The organism is Paenibacillus alvei DSM 29 (assembly GCF_000293805.1).
Classification (GTDB): domain Bacteria; phylum Bacillota; class Bacilli; order Paenibacillales; family Paenibacillaceae; genus Paenibacillus_B; species Paenibacillus_B alvei.
Window position 1 is genome coordinate 131227 of record NZ_AMBZ01000010.1, and the last position, 19568, is coordinate 150794.

21 protein-coding genes and 1 other annotated feature are annotated in these 19568 nt (G+C 46.7%); of the genes, 9 read left to right on the forward strand and 12 right to left on the reverse strand.

Going from position 1 to position 19568, the window contains the following annotated elements; genetic code table 11:
- Positions 1-233: 233 nt before the first annotated feature.
- The 3 genes from PAV_RS26255 to PAV_RS26265 all read right to left on the reverse strand — a co-directional run bounded on the left by PAV_RS26255 (position 234) and on the right by PAV_RS26265 (position 4053).
- Positions 234-2198, reverse strand: coding sequence for a peptidoglycan D,D-transpeptidase FtsI family protein (locus tag PAV_RS26255; RefSeq protein WP_338010919.1), 1965 nt, complete (start codon positions 2196-2198; stop codon positions 234-236).
- A 239-nt stretch (positions 2199-2437) separates the two neighbouring features.
- Positions 2438-3616 carry a transglutaminase domain-containing protein gene (locus PAV_RS26260; RefSeq protein WP_005551133.1) on the reverse strand — a complete coding sequence of 393 codons (1179 nt, stop codon included), beginning with the start codon at positions 3614-3616 and terminating at the stop codon, positions 2438-2440.
- Positions 3613-4053: a hypothetical protein gene (locus PAV_RS26265; protein ID WP_040736937.1), complete on the reverse strand. Its 441-nt coding sequence runs from the start codon at positions 4051-4053 to the stop codon at positions 3613-3615. Before PAV_RS26265 ends, PAV_RS26260 begins: the two co-directional genes overlap by 4 nt.
- A 147-nt stretch (positions 4054-4200) precedes the next feature.
- Here PAV_RS26265 and PAV_RS26270 point away from each other — a divergent pair, with 147 nt between their 5' ends.
- A complete protein-coding gene (locus PAV_RS26270) occupies positions 4201-5379 on the forward strand; it encodes an MFS transporter (RefSeq protein ID WP_005551135.1) in 1179 nt (392 codons plus the stop codon).
- 482 nt (positions 5380-5861) lie between these two features.
- Entirely contained in the window at positions 5862-6212 is a 351-nt protein-coding gene (locus PAV_RS26275) for a toprim domain-containing protein (RefSeq protein WP_040736939.1), read from the forward strand.
- Positions 6213-6216: 4 nt separating this feature from the next.
- Here the strand turns inward: PAV_RS26275 and PAV_RS26280 are convergent, their stop codons facing one another.
- The 3 genes from PAV_RS26280 to PAV_RS26290 form a co-directional block, all read right to left on the reverse strand.
- Positions 6217-6816, reverse strand: a complete 600-nt coding sequence (locus PAV_RS26280; protein WP_005551138.1) for an SCO family protein — start codon at positions 6814-6816, stop codon at positions 6217-6219.
- Between the two features lie 64 nt (positions 6817-6880).
- Positions 6881-7813, reverse strand: coding sequence for a heme o synthase (gene cyoE, locus PAV_RS26285; RefSeq protein ID WP_005551139.1), 933 nt, complete (start codon positions 7811-7813; stop codon positions 6881-6883).
- 156 nt (positions 7814-7969) lie between these two features.
- Positions 7970-8260 (reverse strand): hypothetical protein, encoded by a 291-nt coding sequence (locus PAV_RS26290; RefSeq protein WP_005551141.1) that lies wholly within the window; start codon positions 8258-8260, stop codon positions 7970-7972.
- A gap of 114 nt (positions 8261-8374) precedes the next feature.
- Between PAV_RS26290 and PAV_RS26295 the strand changes: the two genes are divergently transcribed.
- Entirely contained in the window at positions 8375-9358 is a 984-nt protein-coding gene (locus PAV_RS26295) for a metal-dependent hydrolase (RefSeq protein WP_005551142.1), read from the forward strand.
- A 172-nt stretch (positions 9359-9530) separates the two neighbouring features.
- Here PAV_RS26295 and PAV_RS26300 read toward each other — a convergent pair whose 3' ends face one another.
- Complete coding sequence (locus PAV_RS26300) at positions 9531-9749, reverse strand: alpha/beta-type small acid-soluble spore protein (protein WP_005551143.1); 219 nt, start codon at positions 9747-9749, stop codon at positions 9531-9533.
- 120 nt (positions 9750-9869) lie between these two features.
- Here PAV_RS26300 and PAV_RS26305 point away from each other — a divergent pair, with 120 nt between their 5' ends.
- Positions 9870-10070, forward strand: a complete 201-nt coding sequence (locus PAV_RS26305) for a DUF5325 family protein (protein ID WP_005551144.1) — start codon at positions 9870-9872, stop codon at positions 10068-10070.
- 28 nt (positions 10071-10098) lie between these two features.
- On the opposite strand, the gene trpS is transcribed toward PAV_RS26305, so the two are convergent.
- Complete coding sequence (gene trpS / locus PAV_RS26310) at positions 10099-11085, reverse strand: tryptophan--tRNA ligase (protein ID WP_005551146.1); 987 nt, start codon at positions 11083-11085, stop codon at positions 10099-10101.
- Positions 11086-11149: 64 nt separating this feature from the next.
- Positions 11150-11437 (reverse strand) — a binding site (T-box leader).
- 219 nt (positions 11438-11656) lie between these two features.
- On the opposite strand from trpS, the gene PAV_RS26315 reads away from it, so the two are divergent.
- Both PAV_RS26315 and PAV_RS26320 read left to right on the forward strand, forming a co-directional pair.
- Positions 11657-12622: an aldose 1-epimerase gene (locus PAV_RS26315; protein WP_005551148.1), complete on the forward strand. Its 966-nt coding sequence runs from the start codon at positions 11657-11659 to the stop codon at positions 12620-12622.
- A 147-nt stretch (positions 12623-12769) separates the two neighbouring features.
- Positions 12770-13003 (forward strand): alpha/beta-type small acid-soluble spore protein, encoded by a 234-nt coding sequence (locus PAV_RS26320; RefSeq protein ID WP_005551150.1) that lies wholly within the window; start codon positions 12770-12772, stop codon positions 13001-13003.
- Between the two features lie 132 nt (positions 13004-13135).
- On the opposite strand, the gene PAV_RS26325 is transcribed toward PAV_RS26320, so the two are convergent.
- Complete coding sequence (locus PAV_RS26325; RefSeq protein ID WP_005551152.1) at positions 13136-13534, reverse strand: hypothetical protein; 399 nt, start codon at positions 13532-13534, stop codon at positions 13136-13138.
- A gap of 238 nt (positions 13535-13772) precedes the next feature.
- Between PAV_RS26325 and PAV_RS26330 the strand changes: the two genes are divergently transcribed.
- Positions 13773-15029, forward strand: coding sequence for a methyl-accepting chemotaxis protein (locus tag PAV_RS26330; protein WP_005551154.1), 1257 nt, complete (start codon positions 13773-13775; stop codon positions 15027-15029).
- Between the two features lie 148 nt (positions 15030-15177).
- Here the strand turns inward: PAV_RS26330 and PAV_RS26335 are convergent, their stop codons facing one another.
- Together PAV_RS26335 and PAV_RS26340 are read right to left on the reverse strand one after the other, a co-directional pair.
- Positions 15178-16362, reverse strand: a complete 1185-nt coding sequence (locus tag PAV_RS26335; protein WP_005551155.1) for an MFS transporter — start codon at positions 16360-16362, stop codon at positions 15178-15180.
- A 65-nt stretch (positions 16363-16427) separates the two neighbouring features.
- Positions 16428-18218 carry a M3 family oligoendopeptidase gene (locus tag PAV_RS26340; RefSeq protein WP_005551156.1) on the reverse strand — a complete coding sequence of 597 codons (1791 nt, stop codon included), beginning with the start codon at positions 18216-18218 and terminating at the stop codon, positions 16428-16430.
- A gap of 131 nt (positions 18219-18349) precedes the next feature.
- On the opposite strand from PAV_RS26340, the gene PAV_RS26345 reads away from it, so the two are divergent.
- Together PAV_RS26345 and PAV_RS26350 are read left to right on the forward strand one after the other, a co-directional pair.
- On the forward strand, positions 18350-18529 hold the full coding sequence (locus tag PAV_RS26345; RefSeq protein WP_005551157.1) for a YycC family protein: 180 nt from the start codon (positions 18350-18352) through the stop codon (positions 18527-18529).
- Positions 18526-18756 carry a hypothetical protein gene (locus PAV_RS26350; protein ID WP_005551158.1) on the forward strand — a complete coding sequence of 77 codons (231 nt, stop codon included), beginning with the start codon at positions 18526-18528 and terminating at the stop codon, positions 18754-18756. Before PAV_RS26345 ends, PAV_RS26350 begins: the two co-directional genes overlap by 4 nt.
- Positions 18757-18847: 91 nt before the next feature.
- On the opposite strand, the gene PAV_RS26355 is transcribed toward PAV_RS26350, so the two are convergent.
- The gene (locus PAV_RS26355; RefSeq protein WP_005551161.1) at positions 18848-19543 is read right to left on the reverse strand and encodes a DUF2225 domain-containing protein; all 696 of its coding nucleotides are present in this window, start codon (positions 19541-19543) and stop codon (positions 18848-18850) included.
- Positions 19544-19568: the final 25 nt, after the last annotated feature.

Genomic DNA, 19568 nt, shown 5'->3' on the forward strand with positions numbered 1-19568 from the left:
TTTATCAATGATCATGTTTAATATACACAAATATGTTTCCTTAATGCAACTATTTTTGTATAAAAAAATTCTTTCCCCAAATAATCATTTTTGCAAAAAGAAAAGACTTTTCCTTATCGTATGCAGTGTATGCCTCCATCGGTGACACCATGTACGATATGAAAAAGTCTTAAAAAAAGGTTCAATACGTTCGGACTTCTAGCTCTTGTCCAAACGCATGAACCCCATTTCGTTTATTGATTATTTCCGCTCTCATCCGTAGACTCATTAGCTGCATTATGATTCTTCGGCTTCGGCGTTCCAGTCAAACCGTATACTTCATCGTACGCATCGAACATAGCACGCGCGATCGGCGCTGCTCCGTAGGAGCCGTATCCACCTTCCGGCACGACAACAGCAACCGCAAGCTTCGGCTTATCTGCCGGCGCATACGCGATGAACACCGCATTTTCCAATGTTTTGCCCGCTATACTTTGCTGCGACGTACCTGTCTTTCTGTAAAACGGGTAAGGGAAACCATCGAAGCCATGAACGTTAACCTTGGACATCCCTTCTTCGACAACGCGCCAGTTCGTATCGTCGAACTTTGTTTCGTTCAACACTTCACGTCCGAAGGTTTTTACTACCTTGCCATCGCCATCCGTAATTTTGCTTACGAATTGCGGCTTAATGCGCTGGCCATGGTTCGCTAAGGTAGCAGCATATTGAGCAAGCTGCAAGGTTGTATACTTCCCTTGCTGTCCAAAGGAGGCATATACGAGTGCGGACTGTGCGTTATTGCGCTCCGCCTCCACCAGATAGTCCTTCAATCCGGCGGATTCACCAGGCATACCGCTTTCCGTCTTCACGCCGAGTCCGAAGGCATCCATATATTTATCCCATAACTCTAATCCATTCCGGTCAGAAAGGGAAAATAGCTTTTTACCGATCATATCGACCATAAAGGCGTTGGAGGATACCTTAAGGGCCTTAGCAGCATCCATATAACCGTAAGAAGTTCGACTCGAGTTCCATACCTTCGTCTCATAACCTCGGCGACCGAACTCCCCGTAGCCCTTATCATAGTATTCTGTCCATGGGCCAAACAGGTTTTCCTTCAGACCAATGAGAACGGACAATGGCTTCATTGTAGAACCCAGGTATACAAGTGACGTAGGATGGCGTCCGCGCTCCTTGTCATCATTGTATGGTCCATAAACCTCGCGAATAGCTCCGTTACCCATGAAATACTGAATCTTTTCATAGTCCTCACTGCTAATTTGACCGTTCCGCCATACGTTCGGATCATAATCCGGCATACTAGCGATCGATACAATATTACCTGTGTCCACTTCCATCGCCACCGCATAGCCAGTGCGTGCATTTGGTGCATACTCGGTACGGTTTGAGGAATTGCGAATCTTCTCCAGCGTTTTAACGATGGACTCTTCTGTTGCCTTTTGAATGTCGCGATGAACCGTTAGATGTATATTATTGCCGCGTTCCGGCTTCGTCAGCTGCATCGGCCCGATAATACGGCCCGCCACGTTGACCGGGAACTTCTTCACCCCGTTTAAACCGCGCAGCTCGTTCTGATACATCAATTCGATGCCATCGACGCCAACATCCTCGTACTCCAGATATTCCTTTTCTGTAGGAAGTTTTTCCTGATTCTCGTACTGTTCCTTATAGAACGGCATCCGCTCGCGAACGCCCTTGAACTTCTTCAAGTAACCGACCGTCTGCACGGCTATTGTATCCTTATCATAGTTGCGGACACTATCCTCGACGATGTCGATTCCTTTGAATTGCGCCTTATGCTCTAAGAAGTAGGCGACTTCTTCCTTCGTCAAACCCGTCTTGATCAGTCGAGGAACGAAGACAAAGTTCATTCGTCCACCCAAGTCCATTCGTTTTAAGATTTCCTCTGCCGTTAATGGCTTATCCTGCGGACTGCCCAGCTTTTTGAAAATCTCCTCAAGATCCTTTGCAAGCTGTTCTACTTCAGTACGGTTCTTCTTCTGCTCATCCGTCATGTTCTTGCTCGGATCCCCATAATTCTTAACCACATTGAAGTAGAGCGATTGTGATGCAGTGGAATAGGCAAGTCGCGTATTCGAAGCATCATATATGGTTCCCCGAAGCGGCGGTATCGCGGTTTCCCGAAATCCCAACTGAGACTCCTTCTCCTTCAGGGCGGGGCCTTCAACGAACTGCAAAATAGCCAACCTTACAATAAGCACGGTAAATATTAAAAACGTAATAAAAAGAATAAGTTCAACCGAAACGAAAAGGTACGTCGGTTCTGTACTTCCCGCTTCTGCGGATCATCCGCATGTGGATGACTCAATGCCAATCATCCTTTCTTGCTAACTTTTGCTGTACAATCTCATTTATTTTACCATACTAATTTGCCTATATTCAAAGGCTCTGCAGCTTCAATTTATATCGCAATGAATTATCTTATCGTCAAAGGCTTATCGGGAATGTGAGTGGCATCGAATTTAGGAGGATTGAACCAATCTCCTGATGATGCCCATGTCGCATCGAGCGGTATCCATTTTTTCTTTTCACTCAACCACACCTCATTCCAGGCATGTGGACCGTAGCCGCCATTTCCGTTATATCCGAGACCGGTAACTACCTTGACTTGGAGACCTGACGAGCGAGCCATAACCGCATATAGACGCGCATAATCGATGCATACGCCCTGCTTGGTTGCAAAGGTATCCTCTGGCGTCTGCTCCTTCCATATTCGCTTCGTCTCATACTGCTTGGCCTTGTCCCAGTCGTACTGAACCCGGGAACCAACCCAATCATACAAGCGCCGGGCCTTCTCTTCATCCGAGTCAGCTCCCGCTGTCACTTGACGCGCAGCCTGCTTCACATCAGAAGAAATCTGATTATCAATCACTTCATATCGGCGCTGCAGCAGTTCGCCCAGCTCCTGCCCCATTTGAGAAGTGAACACAGGCAGGCTCTCTGTAATCAACGAACCAGCAAGCGGCTCGATCACTTGGTTCGCCACTGTCCGATAAGCGGAAGAGGATTGAATGATGTCACTGGCCTTCGTAGCCGGCTGCAGCGCAACATAGACGAACAAAACCATAATGATAATAAAGGCACGTACGCCGCCAATTAAAGCGCCAATGGCACCTCCCGTTAACCAATTGGCCACGCGGCTTATTGCCAACATGACACCAGAGCGAGAAGATGAGCTGCCTTCCTCTTGCACAGAACCAGAAGTCCCATCCCATAACACTGCCATGAGCCAACCTATAAGTCCTCGGACAACCATGTAGACAATACCAAACAAGATCGCAAATCGCAGAAGTGCGAAGTCCCTTATCCCTGTTACTAACGTATAATAAATTCGCTCCCACCAAGCCAATGCATGGGAGGGGATTTCAATACTCCATTCTATGAATTGACGCTGTACAATAGGCGACAGCCACATTGCTGCTGCGAAAGATACCATGAGCGAAACAATTGTGCAGACCGACTGAGCAACAAATAGAAAGAGGTGACGCATGGACCCCGAAGCGCCTCTCGCCACCCCTTGAACTGCGGATAGAAGCACGACCGCAAGCAGCACCAGCGTTATCGCGTTCCATTCCCATTGCAATCCGGTACTCATTTGTTCTGCTTCGCTTCCTTCACGAACTGGCGAATCGTTTCGTTCATGCTCCACTCTCCTAGAGAGACTCCATTGAACGACAGCTTCACCTTATCACTATTGGGTGTTCCTGTAAGCTCCAAATTCGGCGACTTTACCGTATAAGTACCATCCTCATTGCTCTTGAACGTCGCCTTCTTCGCTTCTTCCATCATGGAGGTGAGCGCTTGATCCTTCAGCTTTTGCACCGTTTCATCCTTCACAGTTGTTACTGCGTTATTCACATCATCCCACGTAATTCCGCTGTATACAGCAACAGCAGCGACAATCACGACAACAAGCGCCCATTTGATCATCGTTTTCACGAAGCTAACAATTACGAGCAGTACGATGAGTGCAATAAGGAAAACAAGCCAATTTTGCTTAATAAATTCAAACCACATTTCGAGTTGACTCACTTCTTCGATCACCCTTTCCAAAGCGTATTATACATCATTCCCATATGATGTAACAGTCAGACCCGCCAGCATCATCAGCCAAATTCGGGTACTAAGTTCGTCCGATATGACGTACAAGTATACCATAGCGATCTGGAGGTGACTGGCTTGCGTTCTGTCTTTTGGCTCTACTTGTTTTTATTCGTTGCGTTTTTTGATTTGCATGCGCAATACCCGATTCTGACCCCATTTGCAATTTCGCTTGGTGCCGCTCCATCCTTCATCGGGTTAATGATGGGCATGTATTCATTCACCCATCTTCCTGGCAACGTCATGGCCGGTTATGGCGTCGACCGCTTTGGCAGCCGTATCTTCATCGTGTTCAGTCTCATTGGAGCCGGAATCATCCTCATGTTGCAGGCTCATGTCGTCAATCCGTGGCAACTGCTGATTCTGCGCTCGATTAGCGGATTTGTACTCGCGTTCCTCTCCCCTGCCTGCTTATCCTTGCTTGCACGCATGGCACGCGATCATGTTCATCAAAGCAAGCTAATGGCTGGCAACGGGCTTGTTCATACACTTGCCTCTGTGGTATCTCCTGCCGCTGGTGCTTATCTCGTGTCCAAGATTGGCTTCGTCATGGCATTCCAAGCACTGGGGATTGGCCTTATTCTTGTAGGAGCAATGGCATGGCTGTTTATTCGGGATGTACAGGAGAACTCCTTCTCTAAGACGACAACACCAAGCGTCCCTACGTCAACAATAGCCCCATCACCTGCTATTCCATGGCGCTTTTACTTTATGCCGCTTGCCATCGCCTGTTCGCAGGGCATTTTATTTTTCGAACTGCCATTTATGACTGACGCACTTACCTCCATTATGAAGACAGGCGTACTATTCTCGGCTGTCAGCCTCGGTGCGCTGCTTACGTTAAGCATGCTGTTCTTGAATCAATACTCGGCTTATATGCGCACATGGATCGGCTCCTTTTCATTAGCGCTTCTGTTCTTCGTCCTTGCGGTGCACTGGCCTGTTCCTCTTCTTGTCACCTTATTTCTGATCGGCATGACGAAAGGAATTATTTTACCCGCTTTGTCTGCACACCTCCTGCTGTTGAGTGGCGGTGCTAGATATGGAAGGATCTTTTCCATCTTATCGATTGCTTCTTCCATCGGATCCTTCATTGGACCTATGGTTGCCGGTCAGCTTCGCGGTCATGTATCCCCTTATTTCATAGCCTTTCTCGTGCTCATGCTGGCTGTAACGCTGCTACCTCCAGGCAAGCAAACAACTATTGGCAAGCCTATCCATAGCAGCCGACCGCCAACAACACGTCCAACTATATAACGAATCGAGTAAATGGAGCGCTTCACCCTGTTGCAGCTTGATTACTTCATACAGCATTCGCCCATATTCTCATATATGGGTGAATGCACAGAACAGGATTGTTCCGCTAACATACAATGATTATGAGAAATGACTACCGACGAAAGCGGGTGAATCAAGATGGGTAATTATGTTGAGCCTTACGGTGGCCCAGGGCTGAGATTCAGTTCATGCTTCTGGACAGCAACCACCGTAATTCTCGCCCTATTCATCCTGCTCGTCATCATTTTGCGTGCTCCTCTGCTGTAACCCCCCATCTCGCTCTCTCCTTATACGGCTTGCCTACGGGCAAGCCAATTTTGTTATGCGGCATTCCTCATGGCACTGCAACGGATTTCATCTTTCGTGGTACACTACTGTTAGCCCGAAATCATCCGGCTGATCTTTTCCTTTATCAGACTCGGATATTTTCCGTACCGCTTTATGGAAAGAAGGTGAACACGATGGAAATCGCCCTCATCGTTGAAGGCAAAAACGACCGCAGCCGCCTACGCAGGCTGTTGGCTAACGAGGTGGACATCATGTGTACATTTGGAACACTGAATACCGAACGAACGGAGAAGCTGCGAATGCAGGTTGGGGATAAGCCCGTATACTTATTTATGGATAATGACTCCTCCGGGAAACGCATTCGTGCTGTGCTTCGAGAAACATTTCCTGATGCAGAGCATCTATATACGCGCCGAGGTTATGCAGGGGTAGAAGGAACACCTGATGATTATTTGATTCAGCAATTAGAAAAAGCGGGATTAGACGAATACATCGTGTATCCGGATCTCCCCCCGCTTAGCTAACCAATTACTTAATTAAATTCATAACATCTTCTGCAATCACTTCAGGCGTTGTTCGCTCACGATCATTTGCATTGTACGCTTTGCGAATGTTGCCCTTCTGATCGACAAGTGTGATGACATTCAAATGCGTGAAGTTACCGTCCTGATCCTTCATAACCGCAGAGTCCAACGCTGGCATCATGTTCGCTACGTCCGCTTCTTGACCACGAAGGAAGTACCAGCCTGAGTAGTCAGCGTTGAATTTCTGCGACCACTTCTTAATTGCATCCATCGTATCTCGCTCCGGATCAAATGAAATGGATACAATGCTTGCGTCTTTACCAAACACGCCTTTGTCCTTCAGCAAAGTCTGGACTTCGGACAGCATGAACGTTGTCGGTGGACAGACGTCCGGACAATTCGTGAAATAGAAATAGAAGAGCCTAACCTTTCCGTTCGTACTATCAAGACTTACTGTGCTTCCATCCACATTTTGCATTGAAAAATCCGGTGCCTTTTTGAAATCTTCACGCGGCCAATATAACCATGCGGCAATGACCGCAAATACCACAACCAATGACATTAAGAAGATTTGCAAAGAATATTTCTTCGCCCATTGAGACATCGTTTGTTCCTCCCGGTATGCTCCCATATTGGTCAGGCTGAATTCAAATTTATGAAGTTCGTGATCAAGCTTTCCCCATTGTATCCAAGACAAGAATGAACAAGTGCAGCAACAGCCAATTAATGGAGAATAAGAAATTTCGTTTCGCCCAAGCTTCATCGTCCTTCGCCTTGAAGCCTGAGATGCAGATGTACAACCAAACTAGATTGAGAATTGTTCCTAACGCACTGTAAATCCAGCTAACATATCCATACGCATAGAACAGCCAAGTAACGGGTAGCAGAAGTGCCACATATGGGATCATCTGCTTCTTTGTCCGCTCAATTCCTTTGACTACCGGCAGCAAAGGATAGCCTGCAGCTCGATACTCTTCTACCCGGCGTATACCAAGCGCCCAGAAGTGAGGCGGCTGCCACAAAAATAGGATGAGGAACAGCAGTATTGCCCCGATATCCACTTGACCGGTCACTGACGTGTAGCCCATAACAGGAGGCATTGCTCCTGAAATCGCACCCACGGACGTGCTCCACGTAGATGTCCGCTTCAGCCACAATGTATAAATAACTACATACACAAACATGCCGAGAACGCCAAACCAGCCTGTCAACGGATTCGTCAGCAGGAACAAGACGGATAGACCCGCAATGCCGAGAATAATGGCATACCAGAGTACAACATTTGGCTTCAAGCGTCCTGTCGGAAGCGAGCGGTTGCGCGTTCGCTCCATTTTCATATCGAAGTCTCGATCAAAATAGTTGTTGAACACGCATGAGGATGACATGGTGAGTGCCGTACCAACCATCATCCACAGCAAGGTCACCCATGGAATATCCCACTTGGCGGCCACCCAAAAACCTGCGAACGCAGCCATAAGATTAGAGCGAATAATGCCCGGCTTTGTTAACTGAACAAACTCTTTCCATAAATCCACCCGCATCGGTTCTGGCGACAACGGAACGGAATCGGAAGAAGCCTGATAAGTATATTGTTTATCCAAAATGACCTTATCCTCCTTGTGTAGTACAAACCAAAGCAGAAACGAAGTGTTTCCGCTGTAATTTTCATCATATCAAAAACGTCCAATTGCTGACAATGTATTGCAGCATCGTTCATCATTTTGACAATCTATTGGATCTTCCTCACATTCGAGTAATTATCCTTGCGACGAAATAGATGCAAACTCCCATATATGCAGCTTAGACTTGCCGCCAGGAATACATGCTGTAATCGCATCCCATTCGCTGGAATCCTCCAGTCGAATCCGTTTCAGACGCTTATAATCTTCGGGCGTTGTATTCATCCACTGCTCCACAAAAACGTTCGGTTGATCAGTCCCTTCATATAATACAACTTGTGGAAACTGTTTCAGACGCTCCGTAATTTGCTCTAGATATTGTGCTCGTTGATCCGGATCAACTCGATACTCGACGAATATAATGTTCATTGTTGAATTCCCCCTTGTTTATTAGGTTGCCCCCACTGCATTTACTTGTAAATTGAATTCATGAGTCATATTCTGGTACATAATTGCTCACAATACAAGAGGGTGATTACGAATATGGATACAAGCACACACGCTGTCATTGGATTAGGGCTTGCCGGACTTTCTCATATTGATCCAGCCGTCATGACCCATCCGGCTACGGCTACAGCCGTTTTTTTCGGCGTTCTCCTTGGGTCGCAGGCTCCAGATGCAGATGTAGCGCTCAAGTTAAAGAACAATACTGCCTATATCCGTCAGCATCGAGGCATTTCGCATTCAATTCCAATGATGCCGATATGGGCGCTGCTAATCTCAGGACTTACTACTTGGTTGAGCAAAGGTGCCCTGTTCTGGCATGTGCTGCTGTGGACAGCGCTGGCCGTAGTCATACACGTCGCTACTGACCTGTGCAATGCTTATGGCACTCAGGCTGCTTGGCCCATTACAGACAAGTGGCTGTCCTTTGACTTCATCTCCCTGTTTGATCCAATCATTTTTTCCTCCCACCTCGTTGCTGTTGCCTTGTGGGGGCTAGGTATCGCATCGCCAAGAATTGTGTTTCCCGTTCTGTATGCGCTGCTCGTTGTATATTTCATATGGAGGGCCTCAGTGCACAAGAAGTTGAAGGATCAAATGCTTCTCTTCGATGAAGAATACGTCCCTTCTCAAACGTACACACTCATTCCAACTGTATCCCTTTCCAGATGGAATGTGGTCAAGCCGCTGCCAGAGGGCACATTTCGAATCGGGAATTGGAATCACAACCGACTCCATTGGACGGAGACAGCCTACTGTGATCAGCACCCTGCGGTAGAGGCATCAAAAGAGCATCCTGCTGTCCAGGCACTGCTCTATATTTCAAAATATGCTTGTGCGACAGTAGAGCCAACGGGCTATGGGTATGCCGTCCGCTGGGCTGACGTCAGGTATAGGCATCGCAAGCAGTTTCCTCTTGTAGCAGTTGTCATGATGAACGCCAAGTATGAGACGCTTGATTATTTTGTCGGGTGGTTGAACAAATCCCATACCGGCAAGCGGTTTGGATTGGAGTACGAGTAAAATAAAGTTTTTGGTAAATCAATGTGAGGTGCAGAGTGCTCTGTGTAGACAGAAGGCTATGCACTTTCTTTTTGTACTTGTGTTTTACGATTCCGATGTTTTCAATTGTTCGCAAATAATAAAAGGCTACCCCGCACGCGCGCAGGGTAGCCAAATCATTAGTGCATTTCGATTAGCGGGAACCACCGGAAAGCGATTGTTGTGCCATTTGCACCAAACGCTTCGTCATGTATCCCCCGATAGAGCCAGTGTCACGGGAAGTGTAGTTCCCGTAGTAGCCGTCTTGTGGAATTGGAACACCCAATTCCTGAGCAATTTCGAATTTCATTTGCTGCAATGCAGCAGTAGCTTGAGGAACAACCAAGTTGTTGGAGCCAGAACGATTAGACATAGGTGAATCTCCTTTCGCAATTAGGCGCTTCTAGTTGTGCAAGCTTGCAAACTTATTTTATCCGGCCTTCAAAATGTTATACTTATCTGTAACATTATTTTGCGAAAAGGAGTCATCCCTATGAACAAATGGTTATCTCTATGGTTCGCCTGCTCGTCAATCGCACTGCTAATCGCAACAGCCATATCCATCAGCCACAGTGTCTGGCTTGCTCTCCTCTTTACTGCGCTAGCCATCATCAATATGGGATTAGGCTTCATTGTAAAGGCTAAGCTTCGTCGTCGAGGAGCCGCTCAACAAGAGCGTACAGCAAACCAGTAAGGCTTCAAGGCCGTTAGTCCGTTCACATTTACTGCGGGAGAACAAAGCCCATCCGGCGCTTCACTTCCGTCAAAGTCTGCTCTGCCGCTTCACGTGCTCGCTCAGCACCACGACGCAGCGCCTCGTGATGTTCACCTGTGCGTCTTACCTCATGATAGCGGGCTTGAAGCGGCTCGATGAGCGCAGCTACATGCTCTGCCAAGTCTTTCTTGAAAGGACCGTACATTTGCCCTTCGTACTTCGCTTCAATTTCTGCAATAGACATACCAGCAGCGTGAGCATAAATGCTCATCAAGTTGCTGATTTCCGGCTTATTCGCAGGATCGTACTTCACAAGCGCTTCAGAGTCCGTCTTCGCACGGCTGATCTTCTTGCGAATGACAGCTGGATCATCTAGCAAGGCAATAAAGCTTCCAGGGTTAGGATTGCTTTTGCTCATTTTCTTGGAGGCATCATCCAATGACATAATACGCGCCCCTACTTCTGGAATATAGGGTTCAGGCACCGTCAGGAACTCGCCGAAACGCCCATTGAACCGGGCAGCCAAATCTCGTGTAAGTTCCAAATGCTGCTTTTGATCATCGCCAACAGGAACAAGGTCAGCTTGATATAACAAAATATCTGCAGCCATCAATGCCGGATATACGAATAATCCCGTACCTACTGACTGCTTGCCTTCCGACTTATCCTTAAATTGCGTCATTCGCTCCAGCTCACCCATATAGGAGAGTGTCGTCATCAACCATCCAAGCTCTGCATGCTGATGAACATGAGATTGCAGGAAGATGTTCGATTTGTTTGGATCCAGGCCAGCTGCAATATACAAGGCAGCGACAGCCTCTGTCTGCTCCCGCAGTTTTTCCGGCTCCTGTGGAACAGTTATCGCATGCAGGTCTACAACCATAAAGAAACATTCATGCTCATGCTGCAGCTTCACAAAATTTTGGATTGCTCCAATGTAGTTACCGAGTGTCAGTTGACCGCTTGGCTGAATACCCGAGAGTACGCGTTTCATCACGCAACACTTCCTTTTCTACAAAATATCATTCTTCCTAGAACGCAAAAAAGGCCCTTCATCCGCAAGGGACGAAGAACCGTGGTGCCACCCTAATTCGCCTGCATATTCAATGATACTGCACCCTATCTTACGAGCACAACAAGGAAGCATTCATCAGCAATTGCCGACTTCCTCTCTGCAAGCCTTATACTCAGTAACGCTGAGCTGCGGCCATGTCTACTTCATGTATTTCACAGGTTCAACATAGCTTTCCGAGGCCCATTCCACCTATGCATTCGCGTCGGTTCACAGCAACCACCGACTCTCTGGAGCTACCGCATAGCGTACTTGCCCTCATCATCAATTTCTTTGTTTTCGATTTCGATCCTCACTTATGCGAGCTCTACATAACTAAGAATTAGCCATAAGAATAGCGAAGATTTATCGATTTGTCAATCAATCTCCAGTCTATGCCATGTCTTTGGCAATTCTCCACCCTAATTTAGCTTCAATGACTTTCAAGCATGAATTTGCTATCATGAAAAGTAACTAATCATTACATAACTCCACGAGTAAAGGGGCAAAACGCATGTACCAAATAACGAAAGGCACATGGAACGAGTATGAAACCGTCATTTTGCATAGCGACACACTTGAGGCAACCTTGCTGCCATCGCTAGGCGCTAATCTCATTCGGTTATGGGACAAAGTGCTTGAACGCGACATACTGCGTACACCAGCCGAAAGCGATCTAGATTATTATATGACGAAGCCTTATCACTTCGGCATTCCGATGCTTATGCCTCCAGGACGAATCCGCCGGGGACAATTCCAGTATGCTGGCGTCTCCTATCAATTCGATCAAAATACAGCCAACAACAACCATATCCATGGACTCCATCGCTTGCAGTCTTGGCAAGTTGTCCGAGCTGAAGCCTTGGAGGATCGCGCTATGGTCACCGTTCAATTCCACTCCTCTGATGACAAGCACTGGATGGAGCAATACCCTACTCCGCTCCAGTTCGAGCTTACTTATGAACTAAAGGGGAGCCAGTTGACTCAGCAGCTGCAAGTCACCAATGTCGGCGGTCAGGCTGCACCATTTGGCTTCGGGACACATACCTGGTTCCAGCTTGACGGTGAACCGGAACGTTGGAAACTGCAGGTTCCTGTTACAGGTGTGTACGAACTTGACGAGGAGCTCATTATGACAGGGAATACATTGCCGCTTGGCGATAATGAACAACTGATTGAAGGAATGAACTTAGAGGGGACCGACTTCGATACCGTGTTCAGCATTGGGGAGCATAAGCCTGAAGCTTGGCTATCCCGCGAAGATGGATACCGCATTCGTTATACAGGCAACGAACCATGGTTTAAACATTGGGTGCTCTATACGCGAGGCAATGCCAATGAGATTATTTGTGTGGAACCTTATACATGGCTTCCTGATGCACCTAATCTTCCGTTCGGCAATGATGTTACGGGCCTAATAGAACTCGAACCGAACAAGCCGATTGTTCTTCAATTGGAACTTGAAATTCAGCACCCATAAATGGGAGCGTGTCCGAATATCAACTCACTTTCCGCCATAATGCCAAGTCATCCAGACTTGGCATTATTTACATTCCAAAACGATCACTTCCTCTCGCATATTTCACCTCTATCTCTCCATAATAACTATCACAAGGAGGTGAACAACATGCCAAATCAACAACAAGGAAGCGGAAGCCGCAGCAACAATCTCGTTGTTCCTCAAGCAACAGCAGCTCTTCAACAAATGAAATTTGAGATTGCTCAAGAATTGGGTATTCCAATTTCCCAAGACGGTTACTACGGTAACTATACATCTCGTGATATGGGCTCCATCGGAGGCTACATCACAAAGCGTCTTGTGCAAATTGCTGAACAGCAATTGGCTGGTCGCGCTCGCTAATTATAGCTGTTGAGATTGTAAAGCTACACCCATACTTAACGAAAAAGCAGGAGCGTCCTACTTACAGTAAACTGTCGGAAGGTACTCCTGCTTTGTAGTTGAATAAAGCATTTGTTTTTACTTTTTATTTCATTAGGATACATTTCTGTAAGTATGTAAACTATCTTCCTTCTTCTCCAAAATATGAACCATATTGTAGTTGGATTCAAACCATGTGCTAACTTGCAACTCACCATGCTTCACCGTAAAGTCGTACACAATCTCGCCGTGCGTCCAGTTCTTCTTATGCTTCAAACTCTCAATAGCTGTTTGTAAAAATTGGGATACTTGCTGTCTCGTTAATCCTTGTCGAACCGGCTTAAGCTCCCCACCGCAGCTTTCTAAAGCATCGTGCTTGACTCCGAATTTGCCCACAATATCATTGCGAAGGCACACTACAATTGTCCCACCTGTCAGGCCAATCAGTTCTGATTCTAATTGGTCAAAAACTAGGCTGATTTGCCTAGCCAATGGCATTGAAACAGATTTCATTGATTGATTCCTCCCTTTCTCACAGAAGACAAGCTTCAAATTTTTGGTTCTTTAGTCACAGTATACAGGATTATTTTCCCTTAATCAACACATTCTTACATATCCTTATTTGAACGTTGACGAATTTCGTCTAATCGTGTTGAAATTGCTAACATTTTCATAGACCATCCTCTCCGCCGATGCTATAATAATTCCAAATTCTATATTATGGAATGACAGTGAAAAAAGGAGCGGTCTCATGAACTGGTTCTATCGGTTAAACTTCAAACAAAAGCTGTTGTTCGGCTGTTACGGTATCGTTGGTCTATTCGCATTGGCGACAATAGTCCTACTCCTAGCTGATGTAAGTGTTGCAACCGGCATAATCATTATTGCTATCTTAATCGGCATCAGTTATCCCATCATAAACCTTCTCGAAAACTCATTGAGTGCTCCAATCAAAGACATCGCCCAGTCAGCCCTTCAAGTATCCAAGGGCGACTTCTCCCAAACCCTTACCGTTACGACCAATGATTCACTTGGAGAACTTGGGCATGCATTCAATTCCATGATCATTAAGCTTCGTGAAATTTTGCGGCAAACAACCGATATTACTCGCCACGTATCCGAATCGAGCAGAGAGATGTACCATATGAATCAAAATTTGAGGCTCGTAATGGAACAAGTGACATCTTCATCAAATGAACTTGCAATTGGTGCGACTGAAATATCTGAGGATATTGCATCAATGTCAAATTCCGTCAAGCAAATTGAGCAGAAGGTGGAGTCTTATACACATTCCACGAAGGAAATGAACGATCGCTCCGCTTTCACTGTAGGGCTTGTTACCAAGGGAAGAACCGCAGTAGAGACGCAAAGTGCCGGCATGCAACGCAATATTGAAGCAACTGATCAGGTTGCCTCAACAATCGAAGAACTAGCGAGACAGGCAGAGGGCATTTCCAAGATTACACGAACCATCTCGGATATTGCGGAACAAACCAATTTATTGTCTCTTAACGCATCCATTGAAGCAGCACGTGCAGGTGAACATGGACGCGGATTCGCGATCGTCGCCCAAGAAGTTCGCAAGCTGGCTGAGGAATCGTCTGCTTCGACTAAGGAAGTATTTCAACTCGTAAAAAGCATTGAATCCGGCATCCGCCAAGCAATAACGAATATTCATATCAACGAAGAAGTTGTACACGCTCAAACTGATCTGATTAAAGAAACGGAACGTATATTCCTGGAGATCGTAGACAGCATCCAATTCATCACCGAGCGGATCGCAACCTTTGCCTATGAGAGCGATGCGATGCTTGAAGGCGCTGTTACTATTTCGAGTGCCGTTGAGAACATCTCAGCCATTACCCAGCAATCTGCTGCTGGAACGGAACAAGTATCCGCTTCAATGAATGAACAGATTACATCCGTACAAGCGATGGCCGACGCTACTGAGCAAATGCAGCAAAAGGTCATCCAACTGCAGCGTACCATCCAAGTATTCAAATTCTAATTTACCCCAATCTATCCGGTGAATATAACAAACGGGGCAGCCTTAAGTAGCATTCTACTCAGGGCTGCCCCGTTTTTATTATGATTCCATTTCCCTGCCCTATCGCCATCAGCCTGTTAGGGTAATTTCCTGTCCATTTACATCAATGTTAAATTGCTGCTTCTTGTTCAATTGCAAGTCTACGCTGGCGATCCTTGCGGATCCATAACATGAACCCCACCGTTCCAAGAAGGGCAAGAATGAAGCCAATGCTGTACATGACGCCGCCGCCATACGACTCCTGCAATGCTCCCCCAACAACTCCTCCTGCCAATCCGGACAAGCCAAAGAACACCATACCAAGCATCGATTGTCCTGTAGCTGCTAATTTCTGCGGAAGAAGCTGCACTACGAATTCGATTGCCAAAGCCCAGAAGCAAGCATACGTAATCGAATGCATTCCTTGCAGCGCGATTAGCATCACCGGCTCAGTCGTGATCGAATACAACAGCCATCGAAGCGCATATAACATGCTGACAACGGAAAGCAATGTCAGCATTCGGTAGCGCTTCATGATTCGACCCATAATGAGGAAGCCAAAAACTTCACTGAATCCTGCAACGGCCCACGCAATCGAGATCTGCCCGGAGGTTGCGCCCAAATCGCTCATATGCAGCGACAATAGCGCATCGTTCATCCGGTGAGGCATCCCAATGACAAAAATAAGAGCAAGCAATACTAGCAAGGATGGAATGGTAAGCGCCTTTTTCAAAATGGTCATATTCACCACTTCATCAGTCTCACTATCCTCATATCTCGGTTCCTTCAAAAAGAACATGCCGACAAAAAAGCTGGACCAAACCGGCAAATACATCCAGAATAGCGAATCCACTCCACCCAGCAAATCGAATACCTGCGCTAGCGTTACAGCCGTAATGGTAAAACCAACCGATCCCCAAAGGCGAACGGCTCCATACGATTGCTGCATTGAATTGGCTATTTTAACTGTTAACGTATCAAGCAAGGAAATCGATGGAAGATAGCAAATATACAAAATCAGAATACTAACCGCGACAAGGATACGATCCGTTGTCAAAAAAGCTAATGACGCTGATATTCCCAATACAATCCACAGGCCGATCAATAGGGGGCGAACCTTTCGGATGCGGTCGCTAATCAGACCTGCGGCAGGCTGTGCAAACATCGCCAGAAAAGGCCCCAACATTAATAAAGTGCCTACTTCAAACGGTTCGAAGCCCCGCTCCCGCAATAGGAGCGGCAAATAAGAAAGCAGTACGGCATTCGTTGAGTAAAACAAAGCATGGAACAGCTTAAGAAGCCTAGTTGATGTCACCAAGTTGTTTTCCTTTCTATTTAAGCCTCATTTAACTTGCACGGTCTATCCATTGTCACTCTAATTTATTCAGTCATTTGCAGGAACAATTCCACGTCTTGCAATGTTACATCTATCGCCGATTGCCAGAAATCTGGCTTCGTCAAATCCACGCCAAGGTGCTTCTGTGCAAGATCTTCTACCGTCATTACCGCTGTATCTCTCAGCAACGCATCATATTTCGCTGCGAAGGACTCGCCTTCCTGCAATGCACGCGCGTATAATCCCGTACTGAACAAATAGCCGAATGTGTATGGGAAGTTGTAGAACGGTACACCAGTCATGTAGAAATGCAGCTTGGACGCCCAGAAGTGCGGGTGGTATGAATCCAATGTACCACAGAACGCTTCCTTCTGTGCTTCTTCCATAAGTGAGCACAGTTCCTCTGAGGACAATACGCCTTGCTTGCGCTTCTCATAGAAGCGAGTCTCGAACAGGAAGCGCGCGTGAATATTCATGTAGAACGCAATCGAGCGTTGAAGCTTATCTTCCAACAGCGCCAGCTTCTCCTTCTCGTCCTTCGCCTGCTTCACCGCTGAATCTGCTACGATCATCTCTGCAAATGTGGAAGCCGTCTCTGCCACATTCATCGCATATTCCCGTGCAAATGGAGGCAAGCCTTCCATCACATGCGTATGATAACCATGTCCAAGCTCATGTGCAAGCGTGGACACGTTCGATGGTGTGCCAGCATAAGTCATGAATATACGCGTTTCCTTGCTTACAGGCATTGATGTACAGAACCCGCCTGGGCGCTTGCCAGAGCGATCTTCTGCTTCAATCCAGCGCTTTTCGAAAGCATTCACTGCGAATTCAGCCATGCGTGGACTGAATTTCTCGAATTGCTCTACAATTATACGCGCGCCATCATCATAAGAGATTTTCGATTGCGTGCCGCCAATTGGCGCTTCTACATCACACCATGTGAGTTTTTCCACACCAAGCAGCTTAGCCTTGCGCTCCAAGTACTTCACAAACGCTGGCTTGTTGCGTGTAATGGTTTCCCACATAGCATTCAGCGTCGCCTGCGACATCCGATTGTATGCAAGGGGCTCCTTCAACACATCTTTCCATCCGCGGTTCCCATACAGTTTCAAACGGAAGCCTGCAATGCGGTTCAATGCGTCTGCACAGTAGTCTGCACGCTCTCCCCATGCCTCTTCCCACTTCATAAACATGTCCTCACGGACCGAACGATCAGCATCGGACAGCTTGTTGTCAGCTTGTCCTGCTGAAAGATGCACCGTCTCCCCATTCTCTTCATGCGTGATACGGAAATGGGATACAATTGTATTGTAGTTGGCACTCCATCCGTGATATCCGTCCGTTGCCAAATCGCCTACAAGCGCTTCCTTCTCCGGCGACATTTTCTCTTTTGCCCATTCACGGCGTTCAGTCAAATTGAAGCGAATTCCTTCAATTTCAGGCAGTACAACGAATTCAGACCATACTTGCTCATCCATGCCGCGCAATAGCTCATCATACAACGTATTTAAAGTTACCATTCGGGCACCGATGGAACGTACACGATCCGATAATTGAATCGCTTTCTTATCCTTCACATTTTGTGCCGTCAAACAGCCTATGTAAGCACCAGCCTCACGCAACTCTATAATCAATTGCTGCAGTTGCTCAGTCAATTTGGCAAGCTGTTGCGCCTCTTTAACAGATTGAGGTATCGCCATTGCCTTAAGCTCATTCGTGATCGAAGCAATCTTTTGCTCACTGGATGATAATGAAGCCTTCAGTGCTTCAGATTCTGATCCACCTTCAAAAAAGACATCCAAATCCCATGTTTGACTTAACGGTTGTTTCATCGTGCACACACCTTTCATTTGGCTTAATTTGTCCACCCTATTCAACCTTGCAAAGTTTGAGTTTTGCATCTTGACCGTGTATAACTAAACTATATCAAAATCATATGAACTCGCATAGGGAGGATCGTGAGATGAGACCATTACCAATCTCCGCAGACACCGCTGTCAAACTGTCTAAGGCACTTCATGTTCCCTTAGAGCAGCTCATGCATATGCCGCAGCACATTCTATTGCAAAAGCTTGCTGAACTCAATAAAGCACAACAGAACCCTTCTGATACAGACAAATCACCGGAGAATACCACGGAATGATACCATTTGAAAACACACTGCCGTATGATCATGTCATGGGTGACCTGTACGTGTCTTCCTGTCCATTCTGTCATAAAGACAATGTCCTTCTCCCAATCAAGCCAAGTGAGCTTCCGGATATCCATGACGGCAAGAAAAGGCTCCTTGTATTCCCATGCTGCCGCAACCGTCTCGTTATTGTTGATGCAGACAGCGATTATTTACTTGCAGATCGAGCTATTCGTTAATTTCAGACGCTGAGAACAAGACAAAGACGCGTATCCATGCCAGTTGTGCCGGATACACGTCTTTTTGTCTATTCATCCATTCGGCGATCAATTATGTATTTTGTACGTCTTCGGTTCCTTCTCTCATTTCCTCGCGGATAAGGGTCCATTGCTCTCTGGCAGCTCGGATCATTGCCGCATCCATGATTCGTTTGTCGTGGATAATTCGACTGAAACATTTGACTGCCTCATTAAATTCACCTAATCTGCGATGCAGCTCTCCAATGATATAAATAAGCCGCGCATCATTTTGATCCCGCCATTCCTGTTCAAGCACTGCAACGTAGGCTTCAAGCGCGAATTGCAAATATCGTCGTTCTTCCACCACATCATTCCGATATCGATACAACCAAGCAATATGATGAAGGATGCCCGCGACCACCCGATGGCTCTCCCCAATAGTCTGGGCAGTTAACAGCGCAAGCTGGTACGTTGCAAGCGCATCCTCCCAAGTACGTTCGCCACCGTAATCGTGAGTTGTCCACTGCTTCGCAATGCGTTCCTCGAATTTCTTGCGCTGCGGTTCATACCAGTGCTTTAACGAATTTTCTGTGGATGCACATCCACATGAAGGACATACCCGAACCACATAATAGTCCGGATTTACCTTCCCGTTATCATAGTGCGTACAAAAGTCACTGTCGATGAGTGTAGGCTTCTTGAAGCGAGGCCGTACACGCGAGGTGACAAATACTTGCTCACAGTAAGGGCATCCTACCTTTACCGTAAACAGCGGTTCAACCTCCATAAATCGTTCCTCTTTTCTGCTGATC